The organism is Streptomyces javensis, assembly GCF_039525925.1.
Classification (GTDB): Bacteria; Actinomycetota; Actinomycetes; order Streptomycetales; family Streptomycetaceae; genus Streptomyces; species Streptomyces asiaticus.
Map to the genome: position 1 here is coordinate 217,588 of NZ_BAAAIF010000003.1, position 17,426 is coordinate 235,013.

Below are 17,426 nucleotides of genomic sequence, written 5' to 3' on the forward strand. Positions count from 1 at the left end.
GAGGGCATCACACGGCGCAACGTCCACGCGCCCGCGAGATCCCCGCATCCCTCCCACCCGCTCAGCGACGAACCCTGCCCGCTTACCGCGGAAGCACACGGGAACGTAACCCAGCTCACAGGATCGGACGGCGTGGCCCGGCCGTCGGCGGGCCGCATCACCGGGGGCTCTCGCACACCCGTCCCGCGCCCCGCCCCGAGCCGTCCCGAGCCGCCCCGCAGCCGCCCCGAGCCGTCCCGAGCCGCCCCACGGCCGCTCCGCAGCCGCCCGCGGCCGTCTCAAGCGCTCCTCAGCGCGGTCCCGAGCGCAGCCCGAGCGGTCCCGCGATCTCCGCCGCCATGACCCGGCCGGCCTCCTCGGCGAGCTCCTCGTCACCGCTCGCGTTGCTGTCCGTGTCCAGGCCATTCAGCTCGTCCAGCGGGCTGTCCAGCCGTACGTGCGCGACCAGCGACTGGAGCGCGCGCAGGGCGGCCGAGGCGGTCGTCCCCCAGTTGGAGAGGTACGAGAACTGCCACCACCACAGCGCCTCGCTGATCCGGCCCTCGCGGTAGTGCGCCATTCCGTGCCGCAGATCGGTGATGATCCCAGCCAGGTCGTCGGAGATCCGGCAGGCCACGGGCTGGCTGCGCGGCACGTACGGGTCGAAGACCTCCGAGTAGATGTCCACCGGCTCCAGCAGCTGGGCGAAGCGCTCACGCAGCTCGTCGACGTCCGGCTCCGGGCCGACGTCCGGTTCGTACCGCTCGTCCGGGACGAAGTCCTCGTGCGCGCCGAGCCGGCCGCCCGCGAGGAGCAGCTGCGACAGCTCGAGCAGCAGGAACGGTACAGCGCTGTCCGGCTCGTCCCCCTTGGCGACTTCGGTGACCGCGACGATGAAGCTCTCGATCTGGTCGGAGATCTGGACCGCGAAGTCGTCCGGGTCCGGGTGGGCGTCGTGCAGCGTTGCGTCAGACATCGAGAAGTCTTCTCCCTTCGAAGGCACGACCCAGCGTGACCTCGTCGGCGTACTCCAGGTCTCCACCGACAGGGAGGCCGCTGGCCAGGCGGGTGACCTTCAAACCCATGGGCTTGATCATGCGCGCGAGGTACGTGGCGGTGGCTTCGCCCTCCAGATTCGGATCGGTGGCCAGGATCAGCTCGGTGACCGTACCGTCCGCGAGCCGCGCCAGCAGCTCCCTGATCCGCAGATCGTCCGGACCCACGCCCTCGATGGGGCTGATCGCCCCGCCGAGCACGTGATAGCGGCCCCGGAACTCACGCGTCCGCTCGATCGCGACAACGTCCTTCGGCTCCTCGACCACGCAGATGATCGCGGGGTCGCGACGGGGATCCTGGCAGACGCGGCACTGCTCGGCCTCGGCGACGTTCCCGCAGACCGCACAGAACCGCACCTTCTCCTTGACCTGCGTCAACGCTTGCGCGAGACGGCGGACGTCGGTGGGCTCGGCCTGAAGGATGTGGAAGGCGATCCGCTGCGCGCTCTTGGGACCGACGCCGGGCAGCCTGCCCAACTCGTCGATGAGGTCCTGGACCACGCCCTCGTACACGCCATCATCCAATCTCGCGCCGACGCGCGGTGGCCGTACTTCACATGAATATTCGGTTGCGCCGTGCCCTCACGGCCAGGGGGCGTCACGCTCCTGCGGCCGGGCCGCCGCGATTCTTACGGCTGCCGCGACTCCTGCGGTCGGGCCCGGGGGCCCGAGAACCCGGGAGCCCGGGGACTGGGAGCCCGGAGGCCCGGGGGACCCGAGACCCGGGAGACCCGAGACCCTGGAGACCCCGGGGTCCCGGGGCCCCCGAGAACCCGAGGGCCCCCGAGAACCCGAGGGCCCCCGAGAACCCGAGGGCCCCGGAGAACCCGAAGGTCAGAACGGGAGCCCGGGCATACCGCCCAGCCCCTGGGCGAGCGGGCCGAGCTTCTGCTGCTGGAGCTCCTGCGCGGCGTGGTTGGCGTCACGGACGGCCGCGACCACCAGATCCGCGAGGGTCTCCGTGTCCTCAGGATCCACGGCCTTGGGATCGATGACCAGGCCCTGCAACTCACCGGAACCGGTCACGGTCGCCTTCACCAGGCCACCGCCCGCGGAACCCTCCACGTGGGTGCGGGCCAGCTCCTCCTGGGCCGCGGCGAGGTCCTGCTGCATCTTCTGAGCCTGTTGCAGCAACTGCTGCATATTCGGCTGGCCACCACCGGGGATCACGGCTTCGCTCCTGGCGCTCGACAGTCGTTCTCTTCGATAGCCCGAGCCTACGTGCTCCCAGAGCGCCTTGCTCTACGCCGTACGGAGGAGACGCGGCGACGTGGAACGCGGGTGCGGGGCCCACGCCTCCTACTCGTTGACGATCTCCTCGATCACCGTGGCACCGAGCTCGCGGACGATCAGGTCGTGCCCGCTCAGCGCGGTGTCGTCGAGGTCCGGGTCGTCCTCGGCCGGCATGTCGTCCTCGATCGAGACCCGCGGCGGCGCGGGCTCCCGGTAGGGCGCCGCCTCGGGGGGCGGGCCCGCGTCCGCGGAGCCGGACGGTGCGGAGGACGCGGAGGGCGCGGCCGGGGGCGGGGAGGCGGGAGCGGCGAGCCGGGGCGCGGACTGGCGGGCCGGGGCGGACTGGCCACCGCCGAAGCCGCCACCAGGGCCGCCGCCGGAGCCGGGGCCGCTTCCGCCACCGAAGCCGCCTCCACCGGCACCGGCACCGGCGCCGCCTCCGCCGTAGCCGCCGGGACCGCCTGAGCCGCTCTGGCTACCAGGACCACCGAAGCCGCCCGGACCACCGGGGCCGCCGCCCTGCTGTCCGGCGCCGCCCGAGGGGTCGACGATCGCCTCGATCCGCCACTGCACCCCTATGGCGTCCTGGAGCGCCTGTCGCAGGACGTCCTCGCTGCCGCCACCCACAAAGCTGTCGCGCGCGCCCGCGTTGGAGAAGCCGAGCTGGAGGGTGGTGCCGTCGAAGCCGGACACCGTCGCGTTCTGGCTCAGCAGGATCCAGGTGAAGCGGCGGCGGTTCTTGACCGCCTCCAGGATGTCCGGCCACATCTGCCGCACCTGGACGGCGCCCTGCGCCATGCTCGGCGCGCCCGGCGCGGGTGCGGAGGGTCCGGGCCCGGCGGCAGGACCAGAAGGCGCGGTCGGGGCGCTCGGAGTGGTCGGCGCGGAGGGCGACGCGGGCGCCTGCGCGGCGGGGCCGCCGCCCTGCCCCGGTGCGGTGGCCGTGGGCCAGCCGCCGGGCTGCCGGGCGGGCGCCCCGGCGCCCTGTCCACCGCCACCAGAAGTACTGCCCGTACCGGAAGCCCCGGACCCGGGCGCGGAAGCCCCGGAGCCCGTACCGGAAGCTCCGGAACCGGGCGCGGAAGCCCCGGACCCGGGTGCGGAGGCGGCGGGCCAGGCTCCGGGCCGCGATCCGCCGCCCTCGGCGGCCGGGGCCTGGGCACCCGACGGCCACGCCCCGGGCCGCTGCCCGCCACCGTCCTCCGGGGGCGCGGCCGCTGCCGGTCCACCGCCCGGCTGTCCACTGTCTACGGCACCCCCCGGACCGCTGTCCGCGGCAGGCCGCGTCCCGGCAGGCCACCCACCAGGCGCCTCGGCGCTCCCCGCACTCTCCGGACCGCCTGGGGCCTGCCCCTGACCGGGCCCGCCCCCGGCCATGGCCGCACGCGCGGCGGCCGGACCGGACGGCCCACCGGCGGGGGGACCGACGGGAGCGTGAGCGTCGGGCCCAGGTACGTACCCCATGGCGGGCCCGGGCCCCCCAACGCCAGCACCACCCGAACCGGCTCCACCGCCCGGGCCGCCCAAGCCGCCCGCGAGGGCCCCGCGCTCCAGCCGCTCCAGCCGCGACTGGACGGACCGCTCATCGCCGAAGGCGGCGGGCAGCAGCACCCGGGCGCAGATCAGCTCCAGCTGGAGCCGCGGCGAGGTGGCGCCGCGCATCTCCGTAAGACCCTCGTTGACCAGGTCCGCCGCGCGGCTCAGCTCGGCGCCGCCGAAGACCGACGCCTGCGCCTGCATCCGCTCCACCACATCGGCCGGGGCGTCGATGAGCCCCTTCTCCGCCGCGTCCGGCACGGCGGCGAGGATCACCAGATCGCGCAGCCGCTCCAGCAGATCGGCGACGAACCGCCGGGGGTCATTGCCCCCCTCGATCACACGGTTGACGACCTCGAACGCCGCCGCCCCGTCGCTCGCCGCGAAGGCGTCCACGATCGAGTCCAGCAGCGAGCCGTCCGTATAACCGAGTAGCGAGGTCGCCATGGCGTACGTCACGCCGTCGTCGGCCGCGCCCGCGAGCAGCTGGTCCATCACCGACATCGAATCCCGCACGGACCCGGCCCCGGCCCGCACCACCAGCGGCAGCACCCCGTCCTCGACCGGAATCGCCTCGCGCCCGCAGACCTCTCCCAGATAGTCACGGAGCGTCCCGGGCGGCACGAGCCGGAACGGATAGTGGTGCGTACGCGACCGGATCGTGCCGATGACCTTCTCCGGCTCGGTGGTCGCGAAGATGAACTTGAGGTGCTCCGGGGGCTCCTCGACCACCTTCAGCAGGGCGTTGAACCCCGCCGAGGTGACCATATGGGCCTCGTCGATGATGTAGATCTTGTAGCGACTGGACGCGGGCCCGAAGAACGCCTTCTCCCTCAGCTCACGGGCGTCGTCCACACCACCGTGCGACGCGGCGTCGATCTCGATCACATCGATCGACCCCGGCCCGTTCCGCGCGAGGTCCTGGCACGACTGGCACTCACCGCACGGCGCCGGGGTGGGACCCTTCTCACAGTTCAGACAGCGGGCCAGGATGCGCGCACTGGTCGTCTTGCCACACCCGCGGGGACCACTGAAGAGATACGCGTGATTGACCCGGTTGTTGCGCAGCGCCTGCTGCAACGGGCCGGTGACATGCTCCTGCCCGATGACCTCCGCGAAGGTCTCGGGGCGGTAGCGGCGGTACAGCGCGAGGGACGACACGCTTACGACGATATCGGGGACCACGGACAACGGGCCCCCACCCACATCCCCACACCCCCCGCAGCCCCCAAAGACGCAAGGCGCCCCTCACGCACCCGCCAGAGCCCACTTACCCTTGCTGCCTTCCGGCCCTGGGGGAGTTCGGTGAGATAGCGCCACGTGAGGGGCTGGCCCCCACCCTAGCGGATAGACCCGGGTGCGAACGAGTTCGCTAGCACTCCCGATCGTCTTGTAGAGTCTCCAGCGGAGGATTCGCCTAGAGGCCTAGGGCGCACGCTTGGAAAGCGTGTTGGGGGCAACCCCTCACGAGTTCGAATCTCGTATCCTCCGCAGTCGCTGAACAGCGAGAACGAGGGCCCTGACCAGATCTTGGTCGGGGCCCTTGTCGTGCCGTGGTCTCAGTTTTGGTCTCAGTTGCCATGATCGGATCGGCGCGGACCTGAGCGGACGGCCTGCATCCGCCGGTGCCTCTGACACGTCCCCGTGCTGGGCACCGCCCCGAAGTCCTCCCACGACTTCCCCGACAACCACAGCGGTCGAGTAGCCCCGCTCCGCACGTAGTGCAGTCTCGTCGCGCACACCGGTCGCCTACCTCTGCAGGCCCCAAGCGCCCTTCATGCTGGGCTGGCACCACCGCCCGGGCTGCAATCAAAAAACGGATCATACTGCTGGGTAGCAGCTTCAGGAGGCATGTCTCTCGAACGGGGAGGGGCGCCTGGCCCGACCGTCGGCGTGGCGGCTAGGAAAGCAAGGCAGACCCCACTTGCTGGCAGCCAACGTTTCCCAGCGAAGCCCTCCACCCGTGCTCCCGAAGGAGGAGAACGATCATGTCCGCCGTAACCCCCGAGGCATCAACGGTGACGCCGCTCCCAGACGGACGGTGCATCTCCACCGCTCCCACAGCTCTCGCCTCCGGGCCCGCTCCAGCCTCCGGGCAGCAACTCCACACCATGAACGATTCGTACTGCGGCATCACGACCCTGTTGGTCGACGCCGGGATCGGCTTACACAAGCTCCTCAAGCGCGATGGCGGCTCGGACCTCAAGCTCGCTTACATGCTTCTCCAGGAGTTCGTGATCCGGCCCGTTGACGATCGCGCATCGGACGAGGCCGAGGACGAGGCGATCGCGTGAACACCACCGACATCGACCTCGAGACGCTTCCTCCGGCCACCTTGGTCGCCGAGAACGGCCGGATCACCCCGATTGGAAAACTGGTCATCGCAAAGATGACCAAGGAACTGGCCGACATCTGCCGACAGGCTGACGACCCACAGGCCGCGCTCCGAGTGATCGTGGAACTCGTTCCCAAGCACATGGCGGAGCTCGTCAGCCGGCGCACCAACGTCGCCCCCAGCCCGCTGCGCACCGCCCTCACCGGCCTTGTCGGGTCCGAGTGTCTGGAGCGACGCCCCGGCCGCGACCCACTGACCGGGGATCGGTTGGATGGCCAGCCGGACATCGACGACACCTGGTCCGACCACCCGCCGTGCACCCAGCAGCATGGCCACGGCGGCAACCACTGTGACTCCCTTGGGCGGAACTGGCAACGAGCGGAGATTTCGACATGACGATCCTCAACCGTGAGCGGCTCTTCGCCGCGTCGCTCCACTTGCGCCAGGGAGATGCCCAGCAGGCGAAGGCCGTCATGCTGCGCCGTGACGGGGACCGCTTCATCGCCGTCTACGACCCCGAGCGGGCCTCTCTCGACACGGCAGCCGTGCTCACCCGTGCTCTCCTCTCCTCCGAGCGCATCACCATCTCCGAGGTAATCCTCGAAGGCCACGACCCGGACCTGACGGCCTTGTACGGCGCTGCCTCGAAGCTGCTCCTGGACGTAGAGATCACCAGCGGACCGAGGACCACGGAACCCACGGTGAAGGTGCGCAGCCAGGACCCAACGCAGGCGACGTACTTCATCCCCGAGGACTGGGACCTGTCCGAAGCCCTCGACAGGCTGCCCGCGGCGTTCGCCGACGCCCGGCCGGAGGTGGCCCGAAACCTGAAGCGGATCGAGCAGGCGAAGAAGGACTCCGGCGGAAAGATCGACCACGCCCTCGACGTGGTCGCCGTACTGGTGCTGGAGACGGACGATCCGGACGGCGTCTACGACGAAGTGCTACATCTGCTCCACCAGGTCCGCACCGCACGGACGACGGAAGCCGCCCCGGCCACTGCGGCCTGAGCTTCCGTGAAGACGGCCCGGAACCGACGGTTTCACCACCGATTCCGGGCCGTAAGGCCTGATTGCCGACGGACGTGCCCGCCTCATCGACTGGGCGTGGCCAACGCGCGGTGCGGCGTGGATCGACCCGGGCGCCTTGGCGCTCAGGCTGATGGACGCCGGCCACTCAGCGGAGGACGCGGTCGTCTTCGCAGGCCGCTTCCCGTCGTGGCAGAACGCCGATCCGGAGGCACTGGCGACGTTCGGTGCCGCAGTTGCGGCGCTGTGGCGGGAGATCGCCGAGGAAAGCCCGACGCCGTGGAAGCAGCAGATGGCCAAGCAGGCTGCGGTGCTCGCGCTCGCGCTCGCGCTGGGCGGAGGATCGCAGGCGTATCTGGGGCCGCGTATCTCGACGACCGCATCAGGAATGGTGGCTTCGACGATGGCACCCCCGATAGCGGCGCCCTGCCCTGCTCCACGGAATCGGCTCGGGCTGGCTGGCTGGCTGGCTGGCTGGCTGGACGAGCGCGAACACAACGATCCCTTGCCGTCCGGGCCGCCTCGCGGCCACCCGCTGAGGACCAGCAACGTATCCGAACATTGCCGAACGCCCGCCTGCTGTCACTGACCTTGCTTACGCTCGGTCCAACGACCCCAGATCGGCGCGAGAGGCAGCCCATTGGCCTTCGTGCAAGAAACAAAGGCGGCGCCTCTGGGGTTCCCGGACCCAAGGAACTTGTTCGCAGCAGACTCGCGTGACACGCAGTCTGTAGGAGGGGGAAGGTGCGACGATGGGGATCTTCGACAAGTTGTTGAGCGGTAAAGGTGGCGGGTCCACTGAGACCTGCCCGTGGTGCAGCGCATCGCTTATCGGCGCGGATAAAGGCGGATGGGGTGAGGGACGCTTCGAGTGCCCCGACTGTGAGGGCGGCGTGTTCTTCATGGAAGACGGCCAACTCGTCGACTCCATGCACCTGGGCAAGAGCCGTGGAGGCGGCACCTGCGAAGGGTGTCAGGCCTCCTTGTCCGGTGGCGTGAGCTACCTGCCGTATGAGGCCGGAAGCAACTCGCATGGATACATTAAGTGCCCGTCGTGCGGGCATGAGAATGTCCGCTTCGGGTTCGGCGAGGACGACTGAGAGCTTGCCAACAGGCTCGGATGTCGGAGACGACAAGCGGTCGAGCGGTGAGGGGTATGAGCCCGTCCATGTGAGGTGGCCCGACGCACCGGCACGACCGTCCACAGTTCACGGGCTCGGTGTGCGACTTCGCCTCGACCGGGTTGCCCGACTCGTACGAGGCACTGCAGTTCCGACAGTTGACTCGCCCGGGTAAGGGGGCTTCAGCATCTGGTGACAGTGACGGTCCCGCGGATAGCGACGGCCCAGGTGTCCGGCCTGCATCCGCCTCTTCATCCTCGAAGAGCCGAAACCTCATGTCTTTGCTCCAAGGGCTGACCACGTTCACATCCTCCCTCACGACCGCCGCGTTGACTGCAATCCGTTGGACTCATCGGACCTACTGCTCTCGAAGTGGCACAGTGAGTACATGCAGCCACCTGCCGGGGCTGGGGCCGCTGATGCCCCGATGTCAGCGCCTGACGCCTTCGACATCCCTGTGTTTCTCCGTCACAGCTCTCCGCTGACTCCCGCTCCGCGGCCTTCCCCCGTGGAAGTGGCGTCGGTCCACAAGCCCTGGCCCGGAGGCGTCGGCATTCCCGCGGACGGTGCATACCTGGTTGGGACGACGTGGCGTGCACTTCTAGACGCCACGATCACCGTCGGGCGGGATATTGCTTCCTGGATTGTGGCGACGCCTCGCCTTGCACGCCACGAGATCATGGCGCGTCGCTGCCCCCTCTCGGCCTATCTCGTCCGTGCTGGCAGCGAGGTCGTTCCCAGCGTTGTCTACGCCCATGGGACAGAGAGTTCGACCCGTTCCGCCTTCGGCTATCACGTGGGTATGACGATGGCCGAATGGGCCTGCTGCATGATGGGGCTCGGCCCCACTACCCACGCCGAGAGCGCGTTACCGCAGGGCGCAACGCCCGGCTGGGCCAAGACGCGCAACTTGCCAGACCTGTTTGGCACGCACCCCGCCACTTCCCAACTTTGGCTGGTGGAGGCGAAAGGAAGCCGACGGCTCGGCAAACGCCCGCGGATCAAAGGTGCGGAGCAGTTGGATGTCAGCGGCCTTGTGCCAGTCCCACACCAGAAAGTGCTGTGCGGCACCAGTCTGGAGCGGCGCTTGTTCATGATGATCGATGTCGAGGGCGCCTCGATGGCCAACAAACCTGGTGACGCCTCCACGCAAGGCAACAGCGAAGAGGCGTTGGAACGGGATGACGAGGCGCTGTTGGAGCTCGCCCGGTCGCGCATGCTGACCTACCTCGCGTTGGCGTCGCTTCCCCCGGGCAGGTTGCGCGTCACGCCCGTTGGTAGGCCCGAAGGACGATCGCCAGCACGGCGAAGCGGCGAGCTCCGCTTGCTGGAGGACGACTACACAACGGCCGAGCTGCGCCGCCGCGTCGTACCGGAGCTCGGCGATGAGGGCATCAGGCGACGGGAAGGTCTGGACATGCTGGCAGGAAGGCTGCCGGGGACGGACCTCATGCTTGGCATGTCTCGGCGCCTCTACGGCTCGTGCCGGGAGCTCGCCAACGCGGAGCGTCGTATCGTCGCTCAGGCCCGAGATGAGCGGCCTGCTTATCTTGCCGAACTACCACGCGCGGCGGTAATGCCGCTGTCCGAACGGCCAGTGAGCGACCGGGCGTACAAGGACAGGATCTTCGAGGCCGAGAGATACATGCGGGAAGTCCGGGAGGAACGGCGGGAAGAGCAGCTCCGCGCTGTACGGTCAGGCTTCACAACAGGCGGCAGGGCCTCCTGGCTTCATCTCCTCGGCTCGGTTCCTCGGCTTGCACTTCCCAGGGAAGAAGGCTTTCTGGAGGCGGCGACTGCCGACACCTACCTCGCAGTCGAGGAGGAGACGCTCGACCTGGATGAAGCGCGATAGCGACGCTTCAAACTTTCACGGGTATGCCCGGTCGTCCCCACCTCGGTTCACGATGAGCACGTGCGCGTAGCCCGTCGAGAACTGCCCGACGGGCTGCGCGTGCCGGGGAGTCGTCTCGGCCGCTCATACTGACCCCGCAGAAGACCGATCGCAGTGTCAGGCTGGAGCCGCGCGGCTGCAGATGCTCGCGCGATTCGGTAGCCGCGTAGAGGGTGAGTTGAGCACGCCTGACAACCCAAGTGACCTGCCTCACACTCGAAGTGCCACCCCAGGCGACGCCTTCCCTCCGCCGCGGTCTCGGCACCTCCGCCATCAGCAACTTCACCTCAAGCGCTTGCGCAGCGCTGCTGCGCACGCAGCGACGTGAGCGGGAGTGGGGAAGTAACAGACACGCGCCTGCCTTTACCCACTGCTAGATTCCTACCAATCCGCCTCAACTTCAGGGTCAAGCACGGCCATCTCGTACAGGGCCCCGAGCGAAGAGGGTGCGCAGCACTGCTGCGCACATACCCAATCGAGAGTGGTAGGGGGCACCACAGAGTGAAGTCGTTCTTCGAGCTGCTGGGTAAGGCGATGCAGAGCACGGGCATGACGCTGCGTCTATGCCTGCTGATGGTTGTCGCCTCAGCAGCGGCATACACCATCAGCCAACTGCAGTAAGTCGATGTGGAGCGAGGAGACCTGCAAGTGGGAAGCACGGAAACGAAGAGCGCATCTGCTGACGTTGTGGACCGGCTCTGGCGGGCATACGCCCCCTTCCAACGGGGCCGGAAAACGTTCGGCGACCTCACCTCTATGACCACGATCCTGCTTCTTGCAGGGTTTGTTGAGTCGGTCGGTGAACCGGAGGATGAGTTCGTCAAACGGTGGGCTCGAGCAACCGCGGAGGCCCAGATCGGCATCTCGCCGCTGGTGGACCTGCGCGCCGCCTTGAGAAGTGCGAGTAGGCATCAGCTCTTTCCTGTGCCTGACATCGACAGGCTTGACGTCGAGTTCCTCGACGGGAGTGAAGGAGCAGATGACGTTCCCTGGGCAGCCGCGTTCCTTGCTGCCCTAACGCAGGGTCCGGCGCTGGCCAAAGCAAGCCTGGCGGAAGTCTACGAGTTGCTCCTCGAACGCCACGTTCAGGAAGGTGCTTTTCTGGCAGGAGAGTTCTACACACCGCGCGACGTCGTGCGCCTGCTTGTGGAGACCGCAGCCCCGCGGCCGGGGGATCGAATCCTTGATCCAGCTTGCGGGACCGGTGGCCTTCTTGCAGTCGCAGCGGAGCGCATCGCGGAACACGGTCGGCTGGACGGCGCTTCCTTCGAGGCTCATGCCACAGATCGCAGCAATCCACGGCTAGCGATGATGAACCTGGCCATCCACGGAGTGGATCAGCCCGTCGTAAGTGCCTCCGATCCGGTGTCGCTCTTTCAGCACCGGGGTACGGGCCTTGTCGACCTGGTGCTGAGCAACCCGCCGTTCAACCAGCGCATCACGGCTCACCACACAGTCGACTGGCCCTTCGGGCAACCGCCCGAGTCCAGCGCGAACTTCGCCTGGCTCCAGCTCGCTTGGAGCCGACTCAGCGAGGAGGGGTTCGCGGTAATGATCATGCCGCCGGGAGCCGCCTGGTCCGGCGGCCGTGAGGCGCTGATCCGCAGGAGAATGATCGCCAGTGGTGCTCTCCTCGCTGTCATTGCGTTGCCGGCGAACCTTTTCGCACCCCACACCGCCATCCCCGTGCACATCTGGGTGTTGGCTCGCGACAAGTCCCGCCACCTGCCGGTAGGCGATACCGAATCCGTCCTCTTCATCGATGCAAGCAGACTCGGTAAGCAGGTTCCACGGCAGCCATGCACCTTGACCACCGAGGACATTGATCGCATCAGCACGCGGTTTCACGCGTGGCGGCTGTCCCCTTCCGCAACGCCTGATGAACCAGGATTCTCTCGTTCGGTTTCACATGCCGAGATCGACGAGAACGACGGCAGCCTCGATCCGCGCCGGTACGTCCACTTCGACCCTGAGCAACAGCCAGCAGCACCAGACCTTGATCTCATGCTCGATGCCCTGGACCGGCATGACGGTGCGACGTCGAGTTCGAGCCGTGCCGTCCAGGGAAGTCTCAGCGTGTGCGAGCGATTGACTCGCAGCGGGGTCGAACTCCCCCGTGTGTCTCTTGGGCTCCTTGTGAAGGGCACTCGAGCTGACTTGTTCGAGGGATCTGAGCCCGGCCTGCTCTTCGCCGGGCCTTCGGGAAGCCTCATCCGTGCCGAGGACTACGTGGACGTGGGCATCCCCGTGGTGATGCCCAAAGACCTCACCAACAATGACATCAACACGGCGAGCATCAAGTACGTCGCCGAGCGTCAAGCCAATGATCTGGAACGTTTTCGCCTCCACCTCGGCGACGTGGTGCTGGCACGTCGCGGAGAGCTGGGGCGATGTGCGGTCGTCCGAGAGGAGCAACAGGGATGGCTCTGTGGAACCGGCTGCTTCGTGCTTCGGCCGCCCGCTGAGCTGAACGCTGACTACTTCGCGGCCTACCTCCGCAGTACGGAGGCACGCCAATGGCTCGATGCCCACTCCACGGGGAGTATGACCATGAAGACCATCTCTCTCAATGCTTTGAGTGAATTGCCGGTTGCACTGCCAGATCTCGGAGTGCAACAGGCGGTCGCCGACGCGATGAGGCAGCTGGATGAACATGAGCGACGGCTGCAGGAGCAGCTCGCGCTCACACAACAGATTCGCCGCGACTCGCTCATGGGGCTCCTGCGAAGTTGAGTACGACGCAAGGTGTTCCGCTCAGGTCTCCCAGGCTGCCAGCGATGGCCCTGGTAACTCCTCCGGCGCCACTCGTATGGGCACCGAGGAGAGCTGGCCGAATACCGGCCTGCGCCCCTCATGCGTACTTGATTGCGCTCCCTTGCCCCGTCCTACCGTCCTGCGGCTCACGCCACATGACGTCGGCGGAAGGGCAATCAGTGAACAAGGAGGAATCCAAAACCGTCAGCGAGATTCTCGAGGAGCTGAGCAACGCCTCGCACGTTCAGGTCCGCTCGTCCACCGAACTCGCCGCCCACGTCTCCGAGGCCGCGGAGGACGAGGACGAGAAGCGGATAGACGACGGGCGGGGCCCGCTGCGCAGGCGCACCGACTACAGAGCCGTTCGGAAAGCGCCGCGATCACTGTCACTCACCCCTTGGCAAGTCCTGCACGCCATCGGCCTTGGCGCTGCGGCGGCCCGTCAGGGAGCCGGCCGAGGACTCGCCGAGCACTGGGGCAGCCTGCGCTACAGCCAGGCGCTGGAAGCGAACCGGGGTCGATTCCTGCAGTTGTCGTCCGAGGGACGCGACCTCCTGCGCTTCTACAAGGCCACGCAGTCCGGAGAGATCGGCACCGGCTTCGCCTCGCTGCTGGCCGAGCACATAGTCAGGTCCCGGTACCCCGACCACTCGGTTTCCGTGATCCCGGCGGACATCGCCCTGAAAGCTGGGTGGACACTGCGCAGCTCCGGAACCGGGCCTCGCCCGGAGCCGTTGCAGCGACGCCCCCACTTCTTCGTCGAAGCCTGGCAACCTGGACAGCCGTCCAAGATCTTCCTGATGTCCTCGAAGGGGACGCACAGCAGCGTCCACCAGGTGTACAAGCAACTCAGCACCGCCAGTGCCCACGTGGAGTCAGTCCACATCGGCCCCTACGGCACCGTCCCCTACCTCCTCATAGGCACCGAGATCCCAGCCAAGGAGAGTCTCGCCCTGCATGTTCTGGAAGCTCCAGGCACGACTCTGCTCCGCCCGCCCGGCGAGAAAACGGGAATCGACCTCGACCTCGCACTCACACAGGAAGAGTTCATGCCTGAGGTCCTACTGCCCGCCGAAGGCGACAGGACGACCATTCCCGGGTTCCAGGTACTGCCCGGCTCCTTCGCCTGGTTCAGCGTCGTGCTGGCTCGGACGGAAGCAGCCGCGCTCACCGCCTTCACCGGCGGTGGCAAACCCACCGCTCAGTACTTGACCAAAGAACAAGGGCGACGACACTTCCAGCACGACACCCACGCCAACACGGCCAGGATGCGAGACGCGGAGCACCGCATCCACGACATCGACTTCGTCGGCACCGATCACATCTACCGCCTCAACGGCACCCGAGTAGAAGCGTTCTCCGGGCTCGAGAGAAGCCTCTACACGCATCTCCACCACGGACACGTCAACGAGTACCGTCGCCAGGTGCACGACTCGCGAGGACAGTGGCCGCCTCGCAGCACAGCGAAGTACTGGAACGCGGTGTCGATCCGAGCCGACGGGACAGTACTGGCTATCCGCCTCCGGGACGAGTGACCCAGGAGCCAGCGAAAACGCCTGATCCGCGCCGGCGGCCTGCTGGGTGGAGGTGCGGCTGAGCCACCTCCTCGACACGACTCTCGTTGGTCTCGGTTCTGGTCTCATTCACCCTGGTCCGGCCCCGTCCACGCGCGGTCTCACCTGAGGCTTCGCCGCAGGTCAGAACACCCACGTCCCCCGCCGGACCCCCAGGCGAACATTTGGAAAGCGTGCTGAGGGCAACGCCTCACGAGTTCGAATCTCGTATCCTCCGCCAGTGCCTTCACCAGGCACGATGCCGAAGGGCCCCACCGCGAGGTGGGGCCCTTCGAGGCGCGGTTAACGGGGCGGCCGAACAGCCTCGGAGCGGTTGCCGTCATTCCAGATGTAGACACTGGTGGTGCCCGCGCCGTACCAACTCTCCGGCCCAACCTCGGCCGTGAGATTCGGGTACTCGCTGATGGACTCCCGAACCTCAGCCGGGTCCACTTGCGTGTACGGCTGGTTGAAGACCAGAGCGGGCCTGCCGGTGGTCCGGGAAAGCCACGTGGTCGTGTGATCGTAGAACCCCGGCCTGTCTTGGCAATCCCTCTTGGCACAGCGGCCCTTGTCGAGCCAGTGAAGCCCGGACGAACACCCCGTGTTGCCGCTCTTGACGTCGTGCCGGTCCGCCCAGTCCAGCAGGTCCGCGCGCATCTGGGCATAGGCGTCGGACGCCCAGCTCACGCCGAAGGCGATGGCCATGAACAGGATCAGGTCGCCTCGGTGGCGGTCGGGGGTGGCGGGGGCTGCGGAGGTTGCGCGGGACGCGAGGGGAATTGAAGTAGGCATGCCAAGGCTTTCCGTGTCAGGTGTCCGTGGGTCTTTACGTGCGCGCGGGCGCTCGGGCGCCGGGGTCAGGAAGGGAGCGTTCGTTCCTCGGCGCGGGTCTGCCCGGACGTCGCGTCCAGTTGGCGGGCCAGCCACGTAGTGATGAGGTCCAGGAGGTCCGGGTCAACCGGGTCGCGCAGGAGGCGGCCGTAGGAGCGGAGGGTGTGGTGGCCGGGGTCGCGGCGCAGGATGTGGGTGAGGTCGGGGATGCGGTGGATCTCGGCCCCGCCCGGCACCAGTCGGCGCATTTCGTCCAGGTCCGCGGGGTCCACCTGGAGGTCCTTGTCGCCGGTGACGGCCAGGACGGGCGCATGGATGGCGATGAGGTCGTCACGGGTGTCATGGGCGAGGTTCTCGCGCGTCCAGCGGGCGTTGACCGGGATTCCGGCGATGCGTGCCACGTCCGTGCGGGTCCTCTTGATCCGGGCCAGGGCCCGGTTGCCCAAGGCCCCCAGGGGGCGGCGCAGGAGGCGGACGGGGGCGGGCATGCCCCGGAGGATCGAGCGGGCCTGCCAGCGCAGGGCCTCCTCGCCCGGGCGGGCGTAGCCGGCCAGCAGCACCACCGCCCCCACGCCACGACGCGCGGCGAGGCTCATGGCGTGCAGGGCGCCTTCGCTGTGGCCGATGACGCCGACGGCGTCGGGGCGGACGGCGGGGTGCTCGGCCAGGGCGCGCAGGGCGGCGGCCGCGTCCTTGTGGTTGTCGGTGAAGCCCGAGGCCCGCCAGGCGCCGGGGGTGGCACCGGCGCCACGCCGGTCGTAGCGCAGTACGGCGAGGCCCTCCGCCGCGAGGGCGGCGGCCAGCGGTCGGCCGAGGTTCACCCGGACCTTACGGGTGTTGCCGTCGCGGTCCAGGGGGCCGGAGCCGTGCAGGAGCAGGACGGCGGGGTGGGGGCCGGGGCCCGCAGGCAGGGTCAGGGTGCCGGCCAAAGGGGTCCCGTCCTCCGCGGTGACCGTCATGTCGATCTCGGGCAAGGCTCCGCCTCTCATTGTTCTCAACTACGAGAACGTTATCAGATATGAGAGCATTGGAGTCATGCCAACCGCGAACCTTCTCCTCCACCCCGTCCGGATGCGCATCCTGCAAGCCCTGGTCGGCGCCGACGAGCTGACCACCGCGCAGCTGCGCGAGCGGCTACCCGACGTTCCGGCGGCCACGATGTACCGGCACATCGCGACGCTCACCCAGGCGGACATCCTGGAAGTGGTTCACGAAAGGCAGGTTCGCGGCACCGTCGAACGCAGCTACCGGGTACGCCAGGACAAGGCCGTCGTGGATACCGACGCCCGCACCGCCATGACCAAGGACGATCACCGGCAGGCCTTCACCGTGTTCACCGGAGCCCTGATGGCCGACTTCGACCGCTATCTCTCCCGCGACGACGCCGATCCCGCCCGCGAAGGTGTCGTCTACCGGCAGGGCGCGGTATGGCTGACCGACGAGGAATTCGCCGAACTCGTCGAAGAGATCGAAGCCGTCGTGGCCCGTCGCACCCAGACCGCCCCGGGTGACGGCCGCACCCGCCACATCGTCAGCTTCGTGCTCGTACCCGACAATCCCGCCGGGGCCTGAACGCCCCCGGGAGCGTGCTTTCGAAAAGGCTTGGCCGACCGCCCTTCGTGGGCGGTACGTTGACCGCCATGACCAGCTGTCGAAAGGGCCATGCCGCGTAGGCGCCCATCAGCCCTGCGGGGCGACATTCCGGTCCGTCTCCCGAGGCGTCGGCGGTATCCGCCGATCGACCGTCTCTCGGGGTCCTGCGCCGCCGATCTGCGTCGGCTCGAGCGCACCCGCTTCTGGCCCGAGGCCGTCGAGGAAGCCTTCTGGCACTGGAGAGCCCTGGCCCACGGTCCGCTCAGAGCTCTGACCGACCCTTTCCTGGGGCCTCGGTGCGAGCTGTACGAGTGTGGCTGCGATCCCGGACACTTTCGCGACTTCCTCGAGACCGCGCTCCACGCCCTGCCCAAGAAGAGCGCGCGCGAACTGCGGGGGCTCGTCCTGGCCCTCGACGCCAAGATCACGGCGAGGGCCAGGACCGTTCGCGTGGACGCTCCGGACAGTCGGTGGTGGCGGGGGATGTCCGAGGTGGGGTAGCTGCCGGGGC

At 68.2% G+C, this 17,426-nt stretch carries 16 protein-coding genes, 1 tRNA gene and 1 other RNA gene; 11 read left to right on the forward strand and 7 right to left on the reverse strand.

What is annotated here, in order from left to right:
• Positions 1-289 precede the first annotated feature (289 nt).
• From ABD329_RS05075 to ffs, 5 genes are all read right to left on the reverse strand, one after another.
• Positions 290-955, reverse strand: coding sequence for a DUF5063 domain-containing protein (locus tag ABD329_RS05075; protein ID WP_198282178.1), 666 nt, complete (start codon positions 953-955; stop codon positions 290-292).
• The gene (recR, locus tag ABD329_RS05080) at positions 948-1,547 is read right to left on the reverse strand and encodes a recombination mediator RecR (protein ID WP_020870189.1); all 600 of its coding nucleotides are present in this window, start codon (positions 1,545-1,547) and stop codon (positions 948-950) included. The genes ABD329_RS05075 and recR overlap by 8 nt, the downstream gene beginning before the upstream one ends.
• Positions 1,548-1,868: 321 nt before the next feature.
• Positions 1,869-2,204: a YbaB/EbfC family nucleoid-associated protein gene (locus tag ABD329_RS05085; protein ID WP_137978608.1), complete on the reverse strand. Its 336-nt coding sequence runs from the start codon at positions 2,202-2,204 to the stop codon at positions 1,869-1,871.
• A 129-nt stretch (positions 2,205-2,333) separates the two neighbouring features.
• Positions 2,334-4,964 carry a DNA polymerase III subunit gamma and tau gene (locus ABD329_RS05090; RefSeq protein ID WP_344316010.1) on the reverse strand — a complete coding sequence of 877 codons (2,631 nt, stop codon included), beginning with the start codon at positions 4,962-4,964 and terminating at the stop codon, positions 2,334-2,336.
• Positions 4,965-5,040: 76 nt separating this feature from the next.
• Positions 5,041-5,135: signal recognition particle sRNA small type (gene ffs / locus ABD329_RS05095), an RNA gene on the reverse strand.
• A 74-nt stretch (positions 5,136-5,209) separates the two neighbouring features.
• On the opposite strand from ffs, the gene ABD329_RS05100 reads away from it, so the two are divergent.
• From ABD329_RS05100 to ABD329_RS05140, 9 genes are all read left to right on the forward strand, one after another.
• Positions 5,210-5,294 (forward strand) — tRNA-Ser (locus ABD329_RS05100).
• 497 nt (positions 5,295-5,791) lie between these two features.
• Positions 5,792-6,097 carry a hypothetical protein gene (locus ABD329_RS05105; protein ID WP_198279534.1) on the forward strand — a complete coding sequence of 102 codons (306 nt, stop codon included), beginning with the start codon at positions 5,792-5,794 and terminating at the stop codon, positions 6,095-6,097.
• The gene (locus ABD329_RS05110) at positions 6,094-6,534 is read left to right on the forward strand and encodes a hypothetical protein (RefSeq protein WP_198279533.1); all 441 of its coding nucleotides are present in this window, start codon (positions 6,094-6,096) and stop codon (positions 6,532-6,534) included. Before ABD329_RS05105 ends, ABD329_RS05110 begins: the two co-directional genes overlap by 4 nt.
• Positions 6,531-7,148, forward strand: a complete 618-nt coding sequence (locus ABD329_RS05115; RefSeq protein WP_198279532.1) for a hypothetical protein — start codon at positions 6,531-6,533, stop codon at positions 7,146-7,148. Before ABD329_RS05110 ends, ABD329_RS05115 begins: the two co-directional genes overlap by 4 nt.
• Before the next feature lie 151 nt (positions 7,149-7,299).
• Complete coding sequence (locus ABD329_RS05120; RefSeq protein WP_246618789.1) at positions 7,300-7,755, forward strand: hypothetical protein; 456 nt, start codon at positions 7,300-7,302, stop codon at positions 7,753-7,755.
• A gap of 163 nt (positions 7,756-7,918) precedes the next feature.
• A complete protein-coding gene (locus tag ABD329_RS05125; RefSeq protein WP_198279531.1) occupies positions 7,919-8,266 on the forward strand; it encodes a hypothetical protein in 348 nt (115 codons plus the stop codon).
• 823 nt (positions 8,267-9,089) lie between these two features.
• A complete protein-coding gene (locus ABD329_RS05130; RefSeq protein WP_198279530.1) occupies positions 9,090-10,142 on the forward strand; it encodes a hypothetical protein in 1,053 nt (350 codons plus the stop codon).
• Between the two features lie 795 nt (positions 10,143-10,937).
• Positions 10,938-12,914 carry a type I restriction-modification system subunit M/S gene (locus tag ABD329_RS05135; RefSeq protein WP_246618788.1) on the forward strand — a complete coding sequence of 659 codons (1,977 nt, stop codon included), beginning with the start codon at positions 10,938-10,940 and terminating at the stop codon, positions 12,912-12,914.
• A 200-nt stretch (positions 12,915-13,114) separates the two neighbouring features.
• Positions 13,115-14,470 (forward strand): hypothetical protein, encoded by a 1,356-nt coding sequence (locus ABD329_RS05140; RefSeq protein ID WP_198279528.1) that lies wholly within the window; start codon positions 13,115-13,117, stop codon positions 14,468-14,470.
• A 321-nt stretch (positions 14,471-14,791) separates the two neighbouring features.
• Here ABD329_RS05140 and ABD329_RS05145 read toward each other — a convergent pair whose 3' ends face one another.
• Both ABD329_RS05145 and ABD329_RS05150 read right to left on the reverse strand, forming a co-directional pair.
• Positions 14,792-15,196 carry a hypothetical protein gene (locus ABD329_RS05145; protein ID WP_198279527.1) on the reverse strand — a complete coding sequence of 135 codons (405 nt, stop codon included), beginning with the start codon at positions 15,194-15,196 and terminating at the stop codon, positions 14,792-14,794.
• Between the two features lie 152 nt (positions 15,197-15,348).
• The gene (locus tag ABD329_RS05150) at positions 15,349-16,296 is read right to left on the reverse strand and encodes an alpha/beta hydrolase family protein (RefSeq protein WP_344316011.1); all 948 of its coding nucleotides are present in this window, start codon (positions 16,294-16,296) and stop codon (positions 15,349-15,351) included.
• A gap of 61 nt (positions 16,297-16,357) precedes the next feature.
• Here ABD329_RS05150 and ABD329_RS05155 point away from each other — a divergent pair, with 61 nt between their 5' ends.
• Entirely contained in the window at positions 16,358-16,894 is a 537-nt protein-coding gene (locus ABD329_RS05155; RefSeq protein WP_198281863.1) for a helix-turn-helix domain-containing protein, read from the forward strand.
• Between the two features lie 90 nt (positions 16,895-16,984).
• Positions 16,985-17,416: a hypothetical protein gene (locus tag ABD329_RS05160; protein ID WP_198281859.1), complete on the forward strand. Its 432-nt coding sequence runs from the start codon at positions 16,985-16,987 to the stop codon at positions 17,414-17,416.
• Positions 17,417-17,426 lie beyond the last annotated feature (10 nt).

What these genes read in the sequence shown, in the direction of transcription:
- ABD329_RS05075 (WP_198282178.1), bottom strand. Translation starts at nt 955, where the DNA reads ATGTCTGACGCAACGCTGCACGACGCCCACCCGGACCCGGACGACTTC.
- ABD329_RS05105 (WP_198279534.1), top strand. Translation starts at nt 5,792, where the DNA reads ATGTCCGCCGTAACCCCCGAGGCATCAACGGTGACGCCGCTCCCAGAC.
- ABD329_RS05115 (WP_198279532.1), top strand. Translation starts at nt 6,531, where the DNA reads ATGACGATCCTCAACCGTGAGCGGCTCTTCGCCGCGTCGCTCCACTTG.
- ABD329_RS05120 (WP_246618789.1), top strand. Translation starts at nt 7,300, where the DNA reads ATGGACGCCGGCCACTCAGCGGAGGACGCGGTCGTCTTCGCAGGCCGC.
- ABD329_RS05125 (WP_198279531.1), top strand. Translation starts at nt 7,919, where the DNA reads ATGGGGATCTTCGACAAGTTGTTGAGCGGTAAAGGTGGCGGGTCCACT.
- ABD329_RS05130 (WP_198279530.1), top strand. Translation starts at nt 9,090, where the DNA reads ATGACGATGGCCGAATGGGCCTGCTGCATGATGGGGCTCGGCCCCACT.
- ABD329_RS05135 (WP_246618788.1), top strand. Translation starts at nt 10,938, where the DNA reads ATGACCACGATCCTGCTTCTTGCAGGGTTTGTTGAGTCGGTCGGTGAA.
- ABD329_RS05145 (WP_198279527.1), bottom strand. Translation starts at nt 15,196, where the DNA reads ATGGCCATCGCCTTCGGCGTGAGCTGGGCGTCCGACGCCTATGCCCAG.
- ABD329_RS05155 (WP_198281863.1), top strand. Translation starts at nt 16,358, where the DNA reads ATGCCAACCGCGAACCTTCTCCTCCACCCCGTCCGGATGCGCATCCTG.
- ABD329_RS05160 (WP_198281859.1), top strand. Translation starts at nt 16,985, where the DNA reads ATGCCGCGTAGGCGCCCATCAGCCCTGCGGGGCGACATTCCGGTCCGT.